Genomic DNA, 17,334 nt, shown 5'->3' on the forward strand with positions numbered 1-17,334 from the left:
TCGGCGCGTACGATGGGCAGTGCCCTCTTGGAGGGTCAATCTGCACGGGGCCGGTGGGTGTCTCACCAGGCGCAAGCCTGTACTCACCGGCCCCAAGCCTTTGCTCGGCTTGGCCACGCTGGAGGGGCGACCGCCCCCGGCTGGTTGCCGGGGGCGGCGGCTACTCACTCCTTACGGAGTATTGCGATCACGGCCTTTCCTGTGCTGAGGATCCGGGTGACCTGGATTTCGATGAAGTGGACCTTCCAGGTCTCGGGGTCTTCTGCGTCGGAGAACATCATTTCGCTGGCTGCGATCCAGTCGACGAGCGTCCTTTTCGCTCCCTCCATCGCATCCTCGTCCATCGGGACGTCTTCGATGACCTGGTGGGCGCGAACGAGGGCCTCGTGAACCTCGTCGGCGAACATGCTGCCCATGAGTTCCGGGAGCGCGATCGGCACCGGCAGTGCCGCCAGGACCTTGAGAATCACGCCGTATGCGGCGATCATCCCCAGCGCTACCACGTCGCGCCGTTCGCTGTTGTCGTCCATTTCGGACTTCCTCTCTGGAGTTGTCAATCTGCGGTTGTGCGGCTCGGGGGTCTCACTCCCCTTGCCGACAACACAAACTCTACCACAGTTCTGTACCGACACAAGGCATCGCAAGGCATTTTTCTTTCATGGAAATTGGTGAAGTAGAGGTACAGAACTGTGGTAGAGTTCTAGATGTCAGGGCGAGGGAGTGAGACCCCGAACCTCGGCACTCGCAGATTGACAACTCCAGAGAGGAACCCGGAATGATGGCGCAACGTGCTCATCACGAAGCATCGCTGGTAGTCCGGCTCGCTGGACCGCACACCGTGATGGTCGAGCTGGTCGGCCGGATGATCCAGGTGATGCTCCCCGGCGCGGTGATCACGCTCACCGACCTGACGGCGGCCAGAGCGCTCTACAGCGCATGGATCGAGGGTCGGCTCATGAGCCGCCGGACGTTCCGCGAGACCTGGCCTGCGCGGTCCTACCAGGCCCCGGCGCAGACGGTCACGGCGGCGGTCCGCATCAGCGGGAAGCAACCCGAGCCGGTGATCTTCGGGAAGGTGCCGGTACACAGCCCGAGCGGACGTGGCCAGGTGGTCGTACGTGTCGGGGCCCTGACGATCGTCTGTGACGATCGGTTCGCCTGGGACAGCCAGTTCCAGGCATGGCGCCAGGCGTATGAGCTGGCCTACCAGCTTTGGCCGGGCGGGTTGGCCCCGGACACACTCGCCGCGCGGGTCGAGGCCAAGGTCGCCAACCGCCAGGACCGCAAGCTGTCGGATTAGCCCCAGGGGGCGGGCGCGAGGCCCGCCCCCTTCTGGGGGTTATCCACAGACCGCGGCGAAGCTTCCCGCCGACGCGCCGCCGGGTTCACAGTGAAGTAACCAACCAGGAAGCAGAACAAGGGAGGTATGCATGTTCGAGGTATGGGACGTGACCGCGTCGAGAGCACTCGCCAGCAAGGCCACGTTCGAGGACGCCCAAGATGAGCTTGATCGCGCGTGTCGCCAGCGCTACCTGCAGACGGTCGCCGACGGCACAAGCCCCGCACAGCGGTACGACTTCGAGATCCGTCAGGAGGGGCAGCCGGTGGCGTGGCTGACCTACACACCCGACGTGGGTCGCCCGTACGAGAGCGTCACGGCGGCCGGGCTCGGCACCGGAGGCCCGCAGTGATCCCGCATGGTCGGCCGGTGGTCGATGGAGCGGGCGCGGCCGCCGTTCTCGGCATGGCCTACCAGACGTTCCGCAACCGGGGCGTCCCGCACGAGGAAGGCTTTCCCGCTCCGGTCAACCCGGGCCGCCGCAAGCTGCTCTATGACCTTGCACAGGTCGAGGCGTACCGCGCCGGGCGGCTGATTCCAGATTTGCCCGCACCGGGTGACGCTGACGACCTGCTCGACGAGCATGAGACGGCCGAGGTCCTCGGTGTCGCCTACGCCACTGTGCGCAAGGACCGCAACGTGGGACGGATGCCGGATGCTGTGATGGTGCACGGACTGCCACACTGGCGCCGGACCGAGGTCGAGGAACTACGCGCCACGCGGCGCGCGCACACCGGCTAGATACGGGGGTCGTCGACGAGCTGGAAGTCCCGGAAGCTGTCGCCGTCGCGGATCGCGGTCAGGCGCCGGCCTGGCAGCTCGTTGGCGGGCAGGCCGGCGTCACGCGCGATGTCGGCGGCCGGCATCCGCAGGGCGTTGTGCGGCCCGTGGTCGGGCGTGGTCAGGTCGGCCTGGTCGCCGAGCAGCAGCAGCACCCGGACCTCGACACGTTCACTCATGACGCCATCCTCTCGTTTCGTTCGATACGGCGAGCGAGCCATTCCCACTCCGCCAGCGGCCAGGCCGGGCAGCCACGCCACCACGTGCCGACGTCCTTGGACGGCGGCTCGCACATCCCGCCCTCGCACACGATCGCGACCAGGTCGCCGGGCAGATGCCGAACACGCCACGTCCACGCACCGCCGGTCGGTACTTGCTCGGTACGGCCGCCGCACCACGGGCACACAAGGCGCAGGTGTTGCCCGTCCGTCATCAGCCCGAGCGTGGCGGCGAGATCGGCAAGCATCGCAGCGGCTTCATCGGCGGCCCACCAGGCAATCTCTGTGCCGTTCTGCCAGCCCGTCACGGCCGTGGGCAGCACCGAGACCGCGCGAGCCAGGTAAGGACGCGGGTCGGCATCTGCTGCGGCCAGAGGAAGCACCGGGCACCATGCCGCACGCGACAGATGCCAGGCCAGGCTTTCAGCCCGCCACAGCACTCCCGACAGCGCGTCGAGGATCTCCGGCCGGGCGGCGTCGGTGTGTTCGCCCGGCGCGTCTGCGACACGTTCGGCTCGCTCGGCACGAGCGGCGTGGTCGAGCTCGGCGCGCTGGTCGGGGGTGAGCGCCGGTTCCCGCCACGGCCGGTAAGCCGCCGGATCGCGCAACAGCGCGAGGCTGGTCACCAGCTCGGCGGCCTCGGCCAGATCCCGCAACGCACGATCCACTGCGGGCAGATTCCGGCGCGCGTCGCGAGCGACCGACCGCGGCCGTTGGTCGAGGCTCACCGGGTGGCCTCCCGCCGGAACCGGTTGTAGGTGGCGCGGGCATGCTCGACGACCCGCGCCATGTGCTTGAGACAGAGCAGGACGTCGGCCGCGGGGTCGGCAGCCTCGCCGGTGCACTGTTCACCGGAGCGGCGCAGGTAGCGGCAGCGAATGATCTGCTTGGTCGTCAAGGTGTCGGTCCTTCCCCTTCTGGGGATCGAGTGACAGAAATGACAGAACCGCGAATGTGCGGTCTGAGCTGGGGCTTTGGTGGATGACAGAACGCTGACGGAACCGTGACAGAACTGCCTGGGAATGACAGAACCTCGACGGCCGAGGCCGGTTACGGCGAGGGTTGTGTCATCGGCTGCAAGTTCTGTCATCGTTCTGTCACCCCTTCTGTCACCGAGTTTTCGCAGGTCACCGGGTTGTGTCAGTTGTGTCAGCGGTCTCGTAAATCTGGGGGTTGATGTCGTAGCGCGGAGAGGCCGCCCGGCCGCCCTTGCTCGACTTCGGCGGGGCGGGTTGCTCGCGCAGGTAGCCGTGCGCGGCCAGCAGTGCGAGAACGGGGCGGACGCTGGCGGCCTTGTCCAGGTGGGACTGCAGCGCACGGTGCATATCGCGCTGGGTCACCACCTCGCGCTTGTCTTCGGGGCGGCGGGTCAGCCACTCCAGGGCGCGCCGGGCGATCCCCAGCCCGGGGTCCTCGCGCATGGTCCCGAACGCGCCGATGGCGTGGGCCTCGTAGTAGCGGCCGATCTCGATGGCGTTCCGGACGGTGGCCTCATCGACGGGGCGGCGGTACCCGTTGTCGAGGTGCTCGGCCAGGTGCAGCAGTCCGGCGATGCGGACGATGGCGCCGGTGAGCTTGCTGGCCCAGTCGCGTAGCGGCTCCAGCGGAGTACCCCGCTGCAGCCGCGGCTCCAGCTCTGCCATGAACTCGGTGACCAGCTTGCGGGCGGGCTCGTCCAGGGTGAGCGTGAACGGTGAGTCCCAGCCGGCCAGCGACAACACCAGGGCCTTCATCTTGGTGTTGTAGGAGGTGCGCACGTCCTCGGCGATCAGCTCGGGCTCGGCAGCGCGGTGACCGACCTTGTCCGGCGGCACCGCGTACAGGAACCGCGCGAGCAGGCCCTGCCCGCGCAGCCGCGGCTTCTCGGCGATGAATGTCAGCACGGCAGGCTGGATGCACACCGCGATCGTCAAGGCGGGGTTCTCGATGTACTCGGCGCGGCCGCGCCGGTTGACCTTCAGCACGTCCCCGGCATGGCCCTCCAGGAACGGCGACAGCGCCGGGGCGCCGTTGGAGTAGCGGCCCGAGATGATGTCGAAGATGTCGCCCTCCGCGCTCTGGATGGCCAGCCTGCCGCCCTGCTCGGCCAGCAGGGTGGAGCACTCTTCGGGGGTGACGTTCTTGGCGATCAGCTGTAGCTCGGCGGGCATCTCGGCCTCGGCCTTCTCCAGTGCCGCGGCGGCCTCCACCGCCTCCACGAGGTTCTCGGCCTTGCCGTCCTTGGCCTTGGCGCGCGCCTCCCGGTCTTCCTTCTCCAACTGGGAACGCCTGATCTCGGCCTCACGCCGTTTGTCCTTGGACTCGGCATTGAGGGCCTTCTCCGCCTCGTACAGCGGCGTGGTGATCGCGCGGAAGTTGGCGGACTTGCGGGTGCCGGGCTCGGCGACGACGGCCAGGAACAGGTTCGTCGGCTCGCTCCAGACGCCTCGCACCCGCACCTCGGCCTTGCCGCCGGCGGCGGTTGCGAGCGCGCCCAGGGCCAGACCTGCCGGGATGTCGGCGGGCACCTGGGTCTCCTCGGCGACGCCCAGCACCATGTCCTTCACCCAGCCGGGGAAGGCGTCCACGGGGAAGGTGGGCAGCGTGCGGCGGGAGCCGAGCGGGACGAGTTCTTCCCACTCGACCGGCTCGTCCTCGACCTCTGGGTCCGGCGGGATACCCGCGTCGGCCGCGATCTGCTCGGCCTCGGCGCGGCGGCTCATGCGGCCGTCCTGAACGCCGAGCCGATCGTGGCGCTTGCCTCACGCTGGCCGAGGCCGATGGACTCGCCCGCCCGTTCCAGCGCCGTCACAGCGGCGGCCTGGTCGACGATGCCCTCGGCGACCATGTCGGCCGCGCGGCACGCGGCCCAGTGCAAGACGTTGTTGCGCTGCCCGTTCGGCGCGGACAGCACGGTGTCGAGCAGCCCGACGAACCTCGAGTGCGGGCGGCCCTCCCCGTTGCTGCGCGCCGGGATCGGGCGACGCACAGCCGGGACGGGTCGCGTCGGCGCGGCCAGGTCAGCGATCCAGCCGGGCAGCGGCATCGGCGGCACGTCGTGAAGCACGGTGTACTGCGCGCCGCCGACGATCGACCCGGCGCCGAGCACGTAACCGCCGCCCGGCTGTCCGTCTGCGTTGGCGGTACCGCGCACGTCGACCATCGGGCCGATCTTGCCCGCCGAGTTGGGGATCGCCCGGTCAGGCGGCGCCTGGAAGTACAGATGCCAGCCGCCCGAGCTCGTGCGGACGGTGTAGGTCTCGAACGGGTACGGCTGCCCGGCCTCCTCGGCCCGGTACGCCAGGACGTCGGCGCCCTCGTGGATACCGCCCTTGGCCGCCCAGTCCGGCGGGATGACGGCGCCGTGCGCGGCCGTGTCGAGGTCGACTACGACCAGGCCGGACGCGCGGCACGCGACGCCGAGGTTCGGGTCGTCCTTGGGCCAGTGGGCGCTGATGACGGCGCGGTCGTTGCTGTTGCGTTCCTTCCACTTCCAACCGCGGCGTGGGGCCTTCTCGGCCTTGCACCGCTCGCAGTCAGAGGCGGAGCCGGCCGGGTGGCCGTGGTCGTCGGTGGGAGTGCCGCAGGGGAATACGGCCCACCCGCGGACGGTGTGGCCGACGGCGCTGGCGCGCCGCGCGACGCTCACCGCACCCGCCCGTCGAGCGCGTCGATGGCGTCCTGCCGGTCGCCTCCGCGACCAAGGACGGCCTTGGCTCGGGCGATCCGGCCGCGAAGGTCGACCAGCTCGGCCAGTTCCTCGCCGAGGAACTTCAGGGTGTTGGCGTAGCGGGCTTCCCGTTCTCGGTCGGTAGCGCGGGCGGTGTTGCGGTCGCGCGCAGGCTGCCGCGGCCCCGACTTCTCGTCGTCCATGAGGCACTCCGTGGTGCTCGATATGTGGGTACGCGGCGGCCAAGCCGGGGGAAGATCCACCGCGCGTCGAAGTAGTTGGGCTCGGGGGTGCGGGGAACCCCCGAGGTCAGACGAGTCGGCTGCGTTCAGGCGGGGCGTGCGCGGAAGGAACATTCCTCGACGGCGGCAGCCTGGACGAGCGCGGCAAAGTCGAGCTGGCCGGGCCCGGAGCCGAGCACAGTGATGTCGTCCGCGTCGGCGAGGGCGGCGCCGAGGTGACGGGCGGCGCCCGCAGAGGCGTTACCGGAGCTGACCTGGCCGCGGATCAGGACGACGGCGGGGCCGCTCGTGGCGGCCAGGCCGAAGCACGTCTGGTAGACGTCGCGCTCGGCGAGGAATCCGTCCCGGCTGGCCTGCAGCTCGATAAGGGTGCCAACCTGCAGCACGGGCGCGTTCATGCGCTGTGAGTCTGGTCCTTGGCGGCCTCGGCCGCGATCCAGGCGTGCAGGTCCCGCTCCCAGCACACGAGGCGGCGGCCGAGTTTAAACATCGGCGGACCTTCACCTCGGTGGCGGAGCCATCGCAGGGTGGCCTCGCTCAATGTGGTGATCTCGGCCATCTGGTCGAGCTGGAGAAGGCGGTCCCCGGTACGGTCGACCTGCGACGAGACGGCGGCCGTGACCCCGACCTCCTCGCTCTGCTGAGCTGCCTTCGGCGAGACCTTGATGTCACCCATGCTGAGGTGGCGTTGACTGGCGTTGGTACCCTTCGGCATGACCTGCCTTAACTGTGAGCACGGTGATGGGCGGTCTTGATGGCCTCGTCAGGAGCCTTGCTTGCCGGCTGACTCCTGGCGAGGCCGCTTTGGTCTAGTAGATCAACAATGACTGACCTCCTGGAGAGCTGCAACGTCGTTGCGCCCCAACGGACGACAGTGTGTTCGATGGGTTGAGGATGGCTGAGGCGCTCCGCAGCCCGCAACGTGATCTGTGGAGAGAGCTGTGGATCCCCTGTGGACCACGGATGCGGTTTGACCGTTTTGACCCTGTAGACAACCAGCACCTCCAGATCTTTCCTCCCAAAGTTGCAGTTCAGAGCCTTGTGCACCTTGCTGAGAGAAGAATCGAGGCGTGGACACGCCTCCATCCTTGCCTTCACATAACGTGATACAGCAGGCACAACAAGTATCGATCCACTCACCCGATCCTGGTGTGGCCAGGCGGCCTCCCTACACGATCAGAGTGTCACAACGTCCTAGCGTTGGCAACCGTTGGCCCTCACACCAAATTGTTGTAGCGTGCGACCATGCCAGAAGAACCACCAGAGGAAGCCGTCGAAGGGGAGCCCGAGATCCCCACAACCACGCCAGACGAGCGGTTCGCCACCAACCTTCGTCAGCACCGAGAGCGCCGAGGATTGTCCCAGGCTGAATTGGCCCGACTGATGTCTGAGGCTGGCTACCCCATGCACCAGCAGACCATTGCAAAAATCGAATCCGGCTCTAGGCCGGTACGCCTAGCCGAAGCCGTGCAACTAGCGCGCGCGCTTGATACCACCATAGATATGCTGATTCTCTCCCCCCGTGACACCCGACACGCCTATGCAATTCGCCATCTAGGGCGGGAGAACAGCGCAGCCTTCCGGAACGTCATCAAAAGCATTCACGAGCTATGGATGATACGAGGCCGCCTTGAGCGAGAGCTTGACTCCGCGCAACGTGCCCTGTACCTACACCCCGAACTGGATGGGGATGTCATCCAGCGAAGTTGGGATTTTGGTCGGGGTCAGCTACAGCGGACGGCTCTCGACCATGCAATCGAGCAGGCAGCCCTCAGCTTTGAAGGCAAATCGAGCAGGCCGCGTCCAGGTTCTCTTGCCCAAACGGAGATCGAAGGAATCAAGAGAAGCCAATGGGAAGCTCTTCAGAGAGCCACGGAGATGATTAAGCGCTATCAGGGGAGCTCCGAGTCGAGCACGGAGCCTGAGGCGCATCTACATCGGCCATCCGATTCATCCGGCCACGATTCGTCAGAGGCCACTTCTAGCGCGGACAAAAGGGAGTAGCCATGGGGCGCCCCCCTCTCCCCGTGGGCACCGCTGGAAAGATCCGCTTCCAGAAGCTCGGGAAGCAGCGCGTACGTGCCCGGGTAAACGTCCGTGACTACGACGGCGAGACCCGCGAGGTCACCAGGTTTGGCCCTACCCAGACCGCAGCCGAGCGTCGGCTGAAGGAAGCGCTGCGCGACCGCTCTGGCCCGCCGGCTGACGGCGAGATCACCGCAGACACCCGGCTCCGTGACGCATCGGAAATGTGGTGGGCGGAGATCAAGGACGCCGAGAACCTGTCCCAGCAGACCAAGGAGATCTATGAACGCGCGCTGGCGCGGGTCGTGAAGGCCCTGGGCGGTCTCCTCATGCGCGAGCTCGACGTCCCCACGTGTGACCGCTTCATCAAGGCTGTCCGGAAGGCTCACGGCCCCTCAGCCGCCAAGACGACCAAGTCTGTACTCTCCCTCCTTCTGGGCCTAGCGGTGCGGCACGGCGCCCTGGACACCAACCCTGTGCGTGAGACCGCGAAGATCTCGACCGGACGGCGGGCACGGCCACGGGCCCTCACGGCCGCAGAGGAGACGGCCATGCTGGCGAAGGTCTCGGGGGACGAACTGGCACGCGAAGCTGATGTCCCGGACCTGGTGGAGTTCTTGGACGGCACCGGGATGCGCATCGGCGAGGTGCTCGGTGTACGGGCCGATGTCGTCGATCTGGAGGCCGGAGTCCTGGAGGTCAACGCGACCGCCATCAGGCTCAAGGGCAAGGGCACTGTGTTGCAGCTGCGGCCGAAGTCGGAGGCGGGCTGGCGGATCATCGCCCTGCCCGGCCATGTCGTCGAGCTCTGCCGCCGACGCATCGCGAAAGTCTGGCCGCACGGCGATCGCCCGATCACCATGGTCACCGCCGACGGCATGGCCTACGAGCAGAAGGCTGGCGAGGTGGGCCTGCTCTTCCCGGGCCTGCTCGGAGGCGTGCGGAACCCAAGCAACGCCAACCGGGACGTCCGGGAAGTCCTCACGCGTGTGGACACGGAGGCGTTTGGGTGGGTGACGACGCACACGTTCCGCAAGACGGTGGCGACCCGGCTCGACGATGCCGGCCTGAGTGCTCGGGCGATCGCCGATCACCTCGGGCACGCCAAGCCGTCAATGACCCAGGACGTGTACATGGGGCGCAATGTGGCGTCCGCCCAGGCGGCCGAGATCCTCCACCGGGAGGCGTGAAGAGTGGGCGTAAAGTGGGCGCAGACGCCAGGAGCCGCCGACCAGAACTTGCCTGGCCAGCGGCTCCCTAGATCGTGGAGGTGGCGGGAATCGAACCCGCGTCCTTCGATGATGAGTCAGGGCTTCTCCGGGCGCAGCCTGCTCGTCGTTTTCTCAGCCCCGGCACTCACGCAGGCAAGTCGCCGACGGGCTCAGCCACTGTTAGATGTTCCCGTAATCCCCGCGGCCGGGATTACAGGTGGAGTCTCCTAGCGATGCCAGACCCCGGGGCGGAGACTCACCCGGGCTGACAGAGTCGCTACTCGCCTCAGGCGGCGAGAGCGAACTCGGACTGCTTCTTGTTGGCAGTTATTGGTTTGCTGTCACAGGATTTACGAGGTCACGACAGCAACCCTCGACCCGCTTCCCCTGGCTCGACCTACCGAAGTCGAAGCCGGTCACCCCCATGTTGAGTTGTCAAACGGACGCCTGGACGTCCGTAACAAGACGCTACATGGATAACGCGGGTGATGCCAACGTGATTCCCGGGGGGCCCAGGGGCCGGAAAGAAGTGACGCCCCGGTGGGCGACGATCTCGTCGCGCCCACCGGGGCCGACCGGCAGGGTCGGGCCGGTCCGGACGGCAGAGCCTCCCCCGAGACGAGGCTCTGGTCTCATCACGGCGACTGAGTCCGCAACCCCCCCAGCGGTGTCTCAGTCACCCATAAAGACGCACGGGGGGTAGGGGAAGGTTGCGGCCTCGATGTAAAGAGATAACAAAGCTGTAACGTTCTGTGGCGGCGGGGGCTCGATCAGGGGGCGGCGCGGTTCAGGCCGGGGATCGTGGCGGCGGGCGCCAGGAACCGCTTGACCAGGGCGGCGGCGTCGACCCTGCCTTCGACGGCGATCGCGAAGGCGTACTCGGTGCGGGAGCCCACGAACCACGAGACGGTCTTGCCGTTGACGGTGACGGTGGCGCCGACGCCGGACACGCCGCCGACGTTGGCCGCCTTGGCCGGGCCGCGAATGATCGAGGAGCGGAGCAGGGACTTCAGGTCGAGGACCGCGGTGGCGGCCAGCGGCGGGACCGTGACCCCGCCCTGGGTGTCCCTGGGGTTGGTCAGCGTGAAGCCGGGACGCCAGTAGCCGTTCGCGGCGGCGCTCGCGGCCAGGGCCATGGACAGCGGGCTCACCTGGAGACCGCCCTCGCCGATCATCATCGAGGCCTTGTCGGCGTCGTTCGCCGGAACGGGCACCGAGCCGGGGAATCCCGGGACCGCCATGCCCCAGTCCTTGCCGAGACCGAACCTCGTGGCCGCGGCGGTGAGGGCCTGGGCGTTCAGGCGGGTGCTGAGGGCGGCGAGCGTGGTGGCGCAGGAGGCGGTGAAATTCGACTCGAACGTGCCCTTGCCCTGGGCGGGGTACGGGTTGGTGAACGTGCGGCCGCCCACCTGGACCGAGGCCGGGCAGTCGGTCTCGGTGTCCTTGGCCACGCCGCTGTTGAGCAGCGCCTCCGCGGCGACGATGCCGAAGGTGAGCCCGGGCGGGTAACGCCCTTCGAGGGCCCTGTTCTGGCCGCCGGTGCGATGGTTGGCGACGGCCTGGACGGCGCCGCTGGCCGGGTTGACGACCGCCATCGAGGCCACGTACGGCAGTCTCGCGAGGGCGTGGTCCGCCCGTGCCTGAACCCGCCAGTCCAGCGTCGTCTGGACGGGGTCCGAAGGGGAGCCGGGCCAGGCGCGCAGTTCCTCCTGGTCGCGGCCCGTGGCGTCCTGCGCGATCACCCGGACGGTGGGGGTGCCGGCGAGCCGGCGCTGCATGAGGAGCTGCAGGCCGCTGACGCCGATCGTGTCGCCCGGCTGGTACGGGGCGCCGACCTGCTGGAGCCGGTCGTTGGTGGCCGGGCCGAGGCTGCCGACGAACTCGGGCGCCGCCACGGGGTCGATGGCCGCCTTGGTGGGCTTCACCTGCAGCCCGGAGACCTGGCTGAGCTGGCTGAGCTGCTGGTCGACGACACCCGCCGACGACGTCTCCATCGTGAGCAGCGGCAGGAACTTCTCCGGCGGCGCGGACCGGATGCGCCCCAGGAGCCGCTGGGTGTCGAGGGTCCGGTTGGCACCGAACCGCAGCGATCTGACCATCTGCTGGACGGTCTTCTGCGGGTCGGCCAGCTGGCCGGGGACGACGCCGATGATGCTCGTCGGGACGGTGCGCAGCATCGACTTGCCCCGGGAGTCCTGGATCGGGCTCCGCCGGGGCGTCTCGGAGACCACGGCGAGCCGCTGGCCGGCCTTGAGCCGCGGGTGGATGATCGACGGATCCCAGACGACCTTCCACTTCCCCTTGACGCGCCTGAGCTTCATCACGCCGGTGTAGGTCCAGGGCTCGCCGTTCTCACCCAGGTCGATCTTGACCGCGAACCGGGCCTCGGCGGTCTCCCCGTTCTTGACGATGGCCCGGCCGGGCTTCTTGCCGGCCGGGACCGGCTGGCCCAGCGCCAGCTTCATCGAGGCCGCGTCGAGCTGGTTGCGCAGCCCGGCGAGGGCGCGCGCCACCTGGGCCTGGTCGGCGCCGACCGTGTGCTTGGCCGCGGCGTCGTAGTTCTCGACCTGCCAGGCGACGAGGAAGTCGCGCACGGTCGGCATCGCCGACTGCTCGGCGAAACAGGCGGAGGTACCGGCGCCCACCAGCACCACGCAGGCCGCCACCGAGATCACTCGGCGCCGCACCGTCGGCACGCCCTTGCGGCCTCGGTTGCTCATGGACACCCTTCACCGTCTCCTGAACCGGGCCGAGTTCGCGCGCTGCATCTCCCGGTCGGCTTCCCGCTTCGCGATGGCCTGCCGCTTGTCGTACGACTTCTTACCACGCGCCAGGCCGATCTCGACCTTGGCCTTCCCGTCCTTGAAATACAGGGCCAGCGGGATCAGCGTCCAGCCCGGCTCCTGGGACTTGATGATGATCTTCTGGATCTCGCGCTTGTGCAGCAGCAGCTTGCGCGGGCGCTTCTCGGCGTGGTTGGTCCAGGTGCCCTGCACGTACTGGGGAATGTGCACGTTGTCGAGCCACACCTCGCCGTCGCGCACGGTGGCGTAGCCGTCGACGAGGGAGGCCCGGCCCGCGCGCAGGGCCTTGACCTCGGTGCCGAGCAGCACCATGCCCGCTTCCCACGTGTCGTCGATGTGGTAGTCGTAACGGGCACGCTTGTTCTGGGCGATGTTCTTCCGCCCTGTCTCACGTGGCACGCAATCAGCCTCGGTCTCTATCTGTCACGCCGCCCGAGCCCACCTCTGGCAGCGTCGCCAACAACCCCCGCAGCACCGCCTGAGCCCGCTGCTCGGCCGCCAGGGGCGGACGGTCGGCGGAGACCGCCACATCCGGGTCGATCCCGACACCATCGAGGTTACGGCCGCTGGGGGTTCGGTAGCGACCCACGGTCAGCTCGATGGCCGAACCGTCGGCCAGCCGGATCGGCTCCTGTACCGACCCTTTCCCGAACGTACGCGATCCTACGATCACCGCGCGGTCGCGGTCGCGCAGGGAGCCCGCGACCACCTCCGCGGCGCTCGCCGTGCCCGCGTCGACCAGCACGACCAGCGGGGTGCGCGTGTCGCCGGCCTCCGTCACGGTCATCCGCTCGGCGGGGCGGCCCTGCCGCTCGTACGTCACGACGAGACCGTCCGGCAGGAACGCCGAGGCCGTCTCGACCGCCTCGCGCAGCAGCCCGCCCGGATTGCCGCGCAGGTCGAGGAGCACACCGCCGCGATGCCGGTCGGGTGTCGCGGTGAGGGCGCCGCGCACCTGGCGGCCCACCCCGCGGGTGAACGCGCCGACACGGATGATCTGCATGTGGTCGTCGAGCGGCGCCGCGGACACGTCGCCGTTGCTCACCGCCGTCCGGACGAGGGTGAACCGGTGCTCCCGGCTGCCGCGGTCGACGGTCAGCCGCACCCCGGCGTCCGGGGCGCCGCGCAGCGCCATCGCGACCCTGGTGACGTCCCAGCCCTCGACCCGGTCGTCGCCCACCCAGGTGATCACGTCGCCGACGCGGACGCCCGCGCGGGCCGCGGCCGAGCCGGGCTGGACGCTGGCCACCCGGACCCGCTTGTCGGTCGCCTTCGCGTCGTCGGCGGCGCCCAGCCAGAGCCCGACGCCGCTGTAGCGGCCGTTGAGCCGGCCGCGGAAGTCGTCGTACTCCCGGGCCGAGTAGTAACGGGCCCATTTGTCCCCGAGGCGCCTCAGCATGGCGTCGATCGCGGCGTCGTCGAGCTCGCCCGGATCGACCGGCTCCGCGGCCTCCTGGCGGATCTTGGCGGCCGCCTCGTCCAGCAGGGATCGCCCGACGGGCACGGTGCGCTCCTCGGCTCCGCCACCAGTGATCACTCCGGCGGCGTACGCGCAGATGACCGCGACGGTCACGACGGCGGCACGCAACGCACGACCGCTGAACCGGAACATGCGGCCAAGTGTAGACACCGCCGCACCGGCGGGGGCGCGGCCTTCGTCACCCGCACAGGCGCTCTCATGGGCACTCGCATGGACCGGCGGGCACGGGCTCGGAGGACGTCCTCAGATGCGCAGGTAGCGGCGCAGGGTGAGGAACGAGGCCAGGGCGCACAGCAGCACACCGAAGCAGATCGTGGCGACGATCACGAGGACCACGGTGCCCCAGTTGAGCTGGCTGGCGAAGCCGATGTTGCCGGCCAGCCGGTCGATCAGCAGTACCTTGCTGCCGACCAGGAGGAACGCCGAGAACAGGCCACCGATCAGGCCCGCGATCGCGCCCTCCATGATGAAGGGCAGCTGGATATAGGTGTTGGACGCGCCGACCAGGCGCATGATCCCCGTCTCGCGGCGGCGGTTGAAGGCCGACAGCCGGACGGTGTTGGCCACCAGCAGCACCGCGGCGACCACCTGGATGAGCGCGATCATCAGCGCGGCCCACTGCAGCCCACCGAGGATCTTGAAGAACTTCTTCAGGATCTCCTGCTCGTTGATGACCTGGTCGACGCCCTGCCGTCCCAGCACGGCCTGCGCGACCTGCTTGTACTGCTCGGGGTCCTTGAGCCGGATCCGGAACGAGTCGGGGATGTCGCCCGACTTGGCGCTCTGCACGAAGCCCGGAGTGCTGGCGAACCGGTCCTTGAACCGCGCGTACGCCTGCTCCTTGCTCTCGTACTCGACCTTCGCCACCTGCGGGAGCTTGTCGAGGTCGGCCTTGAGGGCGTCGCGCTGCTGCGACGTGATGTCCTTCCGGCCACAGGTGGGGTTGGAGCTCGTCTTGGCGCACAGGAAGACCGAGACCTCGATCTTGTCGTACCAGTAGCTCTTGGAGGATTCGACCTGAGTCCTGAGCAGCAGACCCGTGCCCAAGAGCGCCATGGCGATGGCGACGGTGATGACGAGGGAGATCGTCATCGTGAGGTTCCGGCGGAGACCGATCCAGATCTCCTGAAGAACGAACTGTGCGCGCATGCCTCGCTGTCCCTTGGTCGCGTGTGCCCCGGCTGGAGCGTGATAACTGGGGGGCCGGCCTCAGTAGGCCTGGCCGTACACGCCGCGCGACTGGTCGCGGACGACCCGGCCGTCCTCCAGTTCGACGACGCGCTTACGGAAGGCGTCCACGATCGCGGCGTCGTGGGTGGCCATCACCACGGTCGTTCCGGTGCGGTTGATCCGGTCGAGGACCTTCATGATGCCGATCGAGGTCGCCGGGTCGATGTTCCCGGTCGGCTCGTCGGCCAGCAGGATCATCGGCCGGTTGACGAACGCGCGGGCGATGGCGACGCGCTGCTGCTCGCCGCCGGACAACTCGTCCGGCATCCGGTTGGCCTTGCCTTCGAGCCCGACGAGATCGATGACCTCGGGCACCACCTTGCCGATGAAGCGGCGCGGCTTGCCGATCACCTCGAGGGCGAACGCGACGTTCTCGAAGACGTTCTTGTTGGGGAGGAGCCGGAAGTCCTGGAAGACGCAACCGATCCGGCGCCGCAGGTGCGGCACCTTCCAGTTGGTCAGCCGGCTGAGGTCCTTGCCCGCCACGTGCACGTGACCCTGGGTAGGACGCTCCTCCTTGAGGACGAGGCGCAGGAAGGTCGACTTGCCGGAGCCCGACGGACCCACCAGGAACAGGAACTCGCCCTTTTCGATGGCGACGTTCACGTGCTGGAGGGCCGGCCGGTTCTGGGTCTTGTAGACCTTGGTGACGTTGTCGAAATGGATCACGGCTGCATCACGGCGGTTCAGTCTAGGGGTCTGAGAACGGTGACGCCGGGAACCCCGGACGGATCCGGGACGGGAGCGACTCCGCTGCGCCATCCGGCCGGGTGACCAGGTGGCTTCCGAGCACTATAGAGGGGACGGTCGACTGCCCCGACCCGTACGAGGCGGTCTGACGGGGCCGGAAGCGCCATGGGGCACGGCGTGTCGGCCCCGGAGAAACGAGTGCCTTCCATACCTGACGACTCCCGACGTACGCCGGTTCGTGCCCTTTGAGCTCTCGGACTTGCCGGAACGACCATACAGTCCGGCTACGCTGGATGATGGCGAATTGCACGGAGATAGGGGCCCACTGAGATGAGCTGCGAACATCTGATCTGCGCTCGATGCTCGGGCCCGGTGGTCGAGGGCAGGTGCCCGACCTGCCGGATCGCCCGGGACGAGATGCACCGCCACGGGCCGTCCGTGCCACCGGCCCTCGTGCTGGCGGGCCTGGTGGCACTCCTGTTCGTGGCCCTCGTCCTCCAGCGCGTGGCCGGCTGACCGGCTCGTCACTTGGGGGGCGGGGTGGCGGCGCGGGCCAGGGCACCGGCCTCGGCCATCACGTCCGCCTTGCCCTGCGCCTTGCCGTCCCCGCCGGCCTTCACCGGGTCGTAGGCGGCGAACTGGAAGATGTCCGTGGTGTGGATCTCGGAGCCCTTGACGGTGCCGTCCAGCAGATGCGCGACGTCGGGCGGGATGGGCGGCTTGGCCTTGTCCTTCTCCTTGCCCTTGATGACGCTGTTGCGCGACAGCGCGTAGAGCACCAGGCCGCTGCCGTTCTCGGTGCGCAGCGGGAAGAAGGGGAAGGGCGTGGCCACGAAGACCGCCTCCAGGACGAGGCCGTGGTCCTTGCCCTTGCGGCGGTCCTTGCGGGTCTGCGAGTAGTAGCCGGTGGTGAACGGCCCGGCCTTCATGACCTTGGCCGCCACGCTGTCGGGGCCCTCCGCGGCGAGCGTGGCCTGGATGCCGGGCAGCGCCCGCGGCTGGATCAGCACCGACGAGTCGGTCGTCGCCAGGGCCGTCGCGTAGCCCTCCGCGTCCAGGGCCACCCTGGGCGCGCGCGCCTTGGGCGCGAGCAGCGTGCTCAGGCTCAGCTTCCAGCCCTCGGCGGGGCCGCGGCGGACGAACGCCAGATAGGCCTCGCGGGTGCTCTTCTTGTCGCCCTTGACCGTCCGGGGCACCTGGACCACGAACCAGTGGGGATAGGACGTCAGCTTCGGCACGTACAGCTTCGGCTTGCCGTACTCGTACTCCCGGACGGGGTCGCCGTCGAAGACGGCCCGCCGGTATTCGGCGGCGGTGAGCATGGACTGGCCGTCGGTGACCCAGCTCAGCGCCAGGCGCTCGTCGCCGGCGGCCCTCGCCACGTTGTCGTCGATGGTGAACGTGCGGAACTGGCGTTCGGCGGCCTGCGGGGTGAGCGGCTCGGGGGCCGGCGCCGCGGTCGTGACCGTCGCCTTGGCCGGCCGGGCCGCGGGCTCCTCGCCACCGGCGCAGCCGGCGGCGAACGGCACGGCCAGCAGCAGCGCCGCCGCCGTCCGCGAGACCCTCAGCACCCGCCCTCGCCCCCTGGATCCTTCTCGAGCATCTCTTGCTGACCCGTGATTCTGCCATCAGCCGGGGTATGACCGGGCGTTCGGGCACTACCGGG

At 68.7% G+C, this 17,334-nt stretch carries 21 protein-coding genes and 1 other RNA gene; 6 read left to right on the forward strand and 16 right to left on the reverse strand.

What is annotated here, in order from left to right; all coding sequences use genetic code 11:
- Positions 1-164 precede the first annotated feature (164 nt).
- Positions 165-530: a hypothetical protein gene (locus ACGFNU_RS24455; RefSeq protein ID WP_392597081.1), complete on the reverse strand. Its 366-nt coding sequence runs from the start codon at positions 528-530 to the stop codon at positions 165-167.
- A 245-nt stretch (positions 531-775) separates the two neighbouring features.
- Here ACGFNU_RS24455 and ACGFNU_RS24460 point away from each other — a divergent pair, with 245 nt between their 5' ends.
- The 3 genes from ACGFNU_RS24460 to ACGFNU_RS24470 all read left to right on the forward strand — a co-directional run bounded on the left by ACGFNU_RS24460 (position 776) and on the right by ACGFNU_RS24470 (position 2,080).
- Entirely contained in the window at positions 776-1,300 is a 525-nt protein-coding gene (locus ACGFNU_RS24460; protein ID WP_392597082.1) for a hypothetical protein, read from the forward strand.
- Between the two features lie 130 nt (positions 1,301-1,430).
- Positions 1,431-1,691: a hypothetical protein gene (locus ACGFNU_RS24465; RefSeq protein ID WP_392597084.1), complete on the forward strand. Its 261-nt coding sequence runs from the start codon at positions 1,431-1,433 to the stop codon at positions 1,689-1,691.
- Positions 1,692-1,708: 17 nt separating this feature from the next.
- Positions 1,709-2,080 carry a helix-turn-helix transcriptional regulator gene (locus tag ACGFNU_RS24470; protein WP_392597086.1) on the forward strand — a complete coding sequence of 124 codons (372 nt, stop codon included), beginning with the start codon at positions 1,709-1,711 and terminating at the stop codon, positions 2,078-2,080.
- Here the strand turns inward: ACGFNU_RS24470 and ACGFNU_RS24475 are convergent.
- The 8 genes from ACGFNU_RS24475 to ACGFNU_RS24510 form a co-directional block, all read right to left on the reverse strand.
- Complete coding sequence (locus ACGFNU_RS24475) at positions 2,077-2,298, reverse strand: hypothetical protein (protein WP_392597087.1); 222 nt, start codon at positions 2,296-2,298, stop codon at positions 2,077-2,079. The two genes, ACGFNU_RS24470 and ACGFNU_RS24475, sit on opposite strands and share 4 nt — an antisense overlap.
- Complete coding sequence (locus ACGFNU_RS24480) at positions 2,295-2,993, reverse strand: hypothetical protein (protein ID WP_392597088.1); 699 nt, start codon at positions 2,991-2,993, stop codon at positions 2,295-2,297. Before ACGFNU_RS24480 ends, ACGFNU_RS24475 begins: the two co-directional genes overlap by 4 nt.
- A 68-nt stretch (positions 2,994-3,061) precedes the next feature.
- Positions 3,062-3,235, reverse strand: coding sequence for a hypothetical protein (locus ACGFNU_RS24485; RefSeq protein WP_392597089.1), 174 nt, complete (start codon positions 3,233-3,235; stop codon positions 3,062-3,064).
- A 229-nt stretch (positions 3,236-3,464) separates the two neighbouring features.
- Positions 3,465-5,039, reverse strand: a complete 1,575-nt coding sequence (locus tag ACGFNU_RS24490) for a YfjI family protein (protein WP_392597090.1) — start codon at positions 5,037-5,039, stop codon at positions 3,465-3,467.
- Positions 5,036-5,965 carry a bifunctional DNA primase/polymerase gene (locus ACGFNU_RS24495; protein ID WP_392597091.1) on the reverse strand — a complete coding sequence of 310 codons (930 nt, stop codon included), beginning with the start codon at positions 5,963-5,965 and terminating at the stop codon, positions 5,036-5,038. The genes ACGFNU_RS24490 and ACGFNU_RS24495 overlap by 4 nt, the downstream gene beginning before the upstream one ends.
- Positions 5,962-6,189: a hypothetical protein gene (locus tag ACGFNU_RS24500; protein ID WP_392597093.1), complete on the reverse strand. Its 228-nt coding sequence runs from the start codon at positions 6,187-6,189 to the stop codon at positions 5,962-5,964. Before ACGFNU_RS24500 ends, ACGFNU_RS24495 begins: the two co-directional genes overlap by 4 nt.
- Positions 6,190-6,314: 125 nt before the next feature.
- Entirely contained in the window at positions 6,315-6,626 is a 312-nt protein-coding gene (locus ACGFNU_RS24505) for a hypothetical protein (protein WP_392597094.1), read from the reverse strand.
- A complete protein-coding gene (locus ACGFNU_RS24510; RefSeq protein ID WP_392597096.1) occupies positions 6,623-6,904 on the reverse strand; it encodes a helix-turn-helix transcriptional regulator in 282 nt (93 codons plus the stop codon). Before ACGFNU_RS24510 ends, ACGFNU_RS24505 begins: the two co-directional genes overlap by 4 nt.
- Positions 6,905-7,473: 569 nt before the next feature.
- Here ACGFNU_RS24510 and ACGFNU_RS24515 point away from each other — a divergent pair.
- Both ACGFNU_RS24515 and ACGFNU_RS24520 read left to right on the forward strand, forming a co-directional pair.
- The gene (locus ACGFNU_RS24515; protein ID WP_392597097.1) at positions 7,474-8,232 is read left to right on the forward strand and encodes a helix-turn-helix transcriptional regulator; all 759 of its coding nucleotides are present in this window, start codon (positions 7,474-7,476) and stop codon (positions 8,230-8,232) included.
- A gap of 2 nt (positions 8,233-8,234) precedes the next feature.
- Entirely contained in the window at positions 8,235-9,443 is a 1,209-nt protein-coding gene (locus ACGFNU_RS24520; protein ID WP_392597099.1) for a tyrosine-type recombinase/integrase, read from the forward strand.
- A 72-nt stretch (positions 9,444-9,515) separates the two neighbouring features.
- On the opposite strand, the gene ssrA is transcribed toward ACGFNU_RS24520, so the two are convergent.
- The 6 genes from ssrA to ftsE form a co-directional block, all read right to left on the reverse strand.
- Positions 9,516-9,888, reverse strand: a transfer-messenger RNA (tmRNA) gene (gene ssrA / locus ACGFNU_RS24525).
- 346 nt (positions 9,889-10,234) lie between these two features.
- A complete protein-coding gene (locus ACGFNU_RS24530; protein WP_392597100.1) occupies positions 10,235-12,184 on the reverse strand; it encodes a penicillin-binding transpeptidase domain-containing protein in 1,950 nt (649 codons plus the stop codon).
- 9 nt (positions 12,185-12,193) lie between these two features.
- Positions 12,194-12,667 carry an SsrA-binding protein SmpB gene (smpB, locus tag ACGFNU_RS24535; RefSeq protein ID WP_392597101.1) on the reverse strand — a complete coding sequence of 158 codons (474 nt, stop codon included), beginning with the start codon at positions 12,665-12,667 and terminating at the stop codon, positions 12,194-12,196.
- A gap of 4 nt (positions 12,668-12,671) precedes the next feature.
- The gene (locus ACGFNU_RS24540) at positions 12,672-13,880 is read right to left on the reverse strand and encodes a S41 family peptidase (protein WP_392597103.1); all 1,209 of its coding nucleotides are present in this window, start codon (positions 13,878-13,880) and stop codon (positions 12,672-12,674) included.
- Between the two features lie 111 nt (positions 13,881-13,991).
- Entirely contained in the window at positions 13,992-14,897 is a 906-nt protein-coding gene (ftsX, locus tag ACGFNU_RS24545) for a permease-like cell division protein FtsX (protein WP_392597104.1), read from the reverse strand.
- Between the two features lie 60 nt (positions 14,898-14,957).
- Positions 14,958-15,647, reverse strand: a complete 690-nt coding sequence (ftsE, locus tag ACGFNU_RS24550; protein ID WP_344546665.1) for a cell division ATP-binding protein FtsE — start codon at positions 15,645-15,647, stop codon at positions 14,958-14,960.
- Positions 15,648-16,040: 393 nt separating this feature from the next.
- Here ftsE and ACGFNU_RS24555 point away from each other — a divergent pair, with 393 nt between their 5' ends.
- A complete protein-coding gene (locus ACGFNU_RS24555; RefSeq protein ID WP_392597106.1) occupies positions 16,041-16,184 on the forward strand; it encodes a hypothetical protein in 144 nt (47 codons plus the stop codon).
- A gap of 8 nt (positions 16,185-16,192) precedes the next feature.
- On the opposite strand, the gene ACGFNU_RS24560 is transcribed toward ACGFNU_RS24555, so the two are convergent.
- Positions 16,193-17,239, reverse strand: coding sequence for a hypothetical protein (locus ACGFNU_RS24560; RefSeq protein ID WP_392597107.1), 1,047 nt, complete (start codon positions 17,237-17,239; stop codon positions 16,193-16,195).
- Between the last annotated feature and the right edge of the window lie 95 nt (positions 17,240-17,334).

The sequence above is a fragment of the Spirillospora sp. NPDC048911 genome (assembly GCF_043198015.1).
Taxonomy (GTDB): domain Bacteria; phylum Actinomycetota; class Actinomycetes; order Streptosporangiales; family Streptosporangiaceae; genus Spirillospora.

Excerpts from the sequence above, each read along its gene's own strand:
- ACGFNU_RS24500 (WP_392597093.1), bottom strand. The coding sequence starts at position 6,189 with ATGGACGACGAGAAGTCGGGGCCGCGGCAGCCTGCGCGCGACCGCAAC.
- ACGFNU_RS24455 (WP_392597081.1), bottom strand. The coding sequence starts at position 530 with ATGGACGACAACAGCGAACGGCGCGACGTGGTAGCGCTGGGGATGATC.
- ACGFNU_RS24520 (WP_392597099.1), top strand. The coding sequence starts at position 8,235 with ATGGGGCGCCCCCCTCTCCCCGTGGGCACCGCTGGAAAGATCCGCTTC.
- ACGFNU_RS24505 (WP_392597094.1), bottom strand. The coding sequence starts at position 6,626 with ATGAACGCGCCCGTGCTGCAGGTTGGCACCCTTATCGAGCTGCAGGCC.
- ACGFNU_RS24475 (WP_392597087.1), bottom strand. The coding sequence starts at position 2,298 with ATGAGTGAACGTGTCGAGGTCCGGGTGCTGCTGCTGCTCGGCGACCAG.
- ACGFNU_RS24465 (WP_392597084.1), top strand. The coding sequence starts at position 1,431 with ATGTTCGAGGTATGGGACGTGACCGCGTCGAGAGCACTCGCCAGCAAG.
- ACGFNU_RS24490 (WP_392597090.1), bottom strand. The coding sequence starts at position 5,039 with ATGAGCCGCCGCGCCGAGGCCGAGCAGATCGCGGCCGACGCGGGTATC.
- ACGFNU_RS24540 (WP_392597103.1), bottom strand. The coding sequence starts at position 13,880 with ATGTTCCGGTTCAGCGGTCGTGCGTTGCGTGCCGCCGTCGTGACCGTC.
- ACGFNU_RS24515 (WP_392597097.1), top strand. The coding sequence starts at position 7,474 with ATGCCAGAAGAACCACCAGAGGAAGCCGTCGAAGGGGAGCCCGAGATC.
- ACGFNU_RS24460 (WP_392597082.1), top strand. The coding sequence starts at position 776 with ATGATGGCGCAACGTGCTCATCACGAAGCATCGCTGGTAGTCCGGCTC.
- ACGFNU_RS24530 (WP_392597100.1), bottom strand. The coding sequence starts at position 12,184 with ATGAGCAACCGAGGCCGCAAGGGCGTGCCGACGGTGCGGCGCCGAGTG.
- ACGFNU_RS24510 (WP_392597096.1), bottom strand. The coding sequence starts at position 6,904 with ATGGGTGACATCAAGGTCTCGCCGAAGGCAGCTCAGCAGAGCGAGGAG.
- ftsX (WP_392597104.1), bottom strand. The coding sequence starts at position 14,897 with ATGCGCGCACAGTTCGTTCTTCAGGAGATCTGGATCGGTCTCCGCCGG.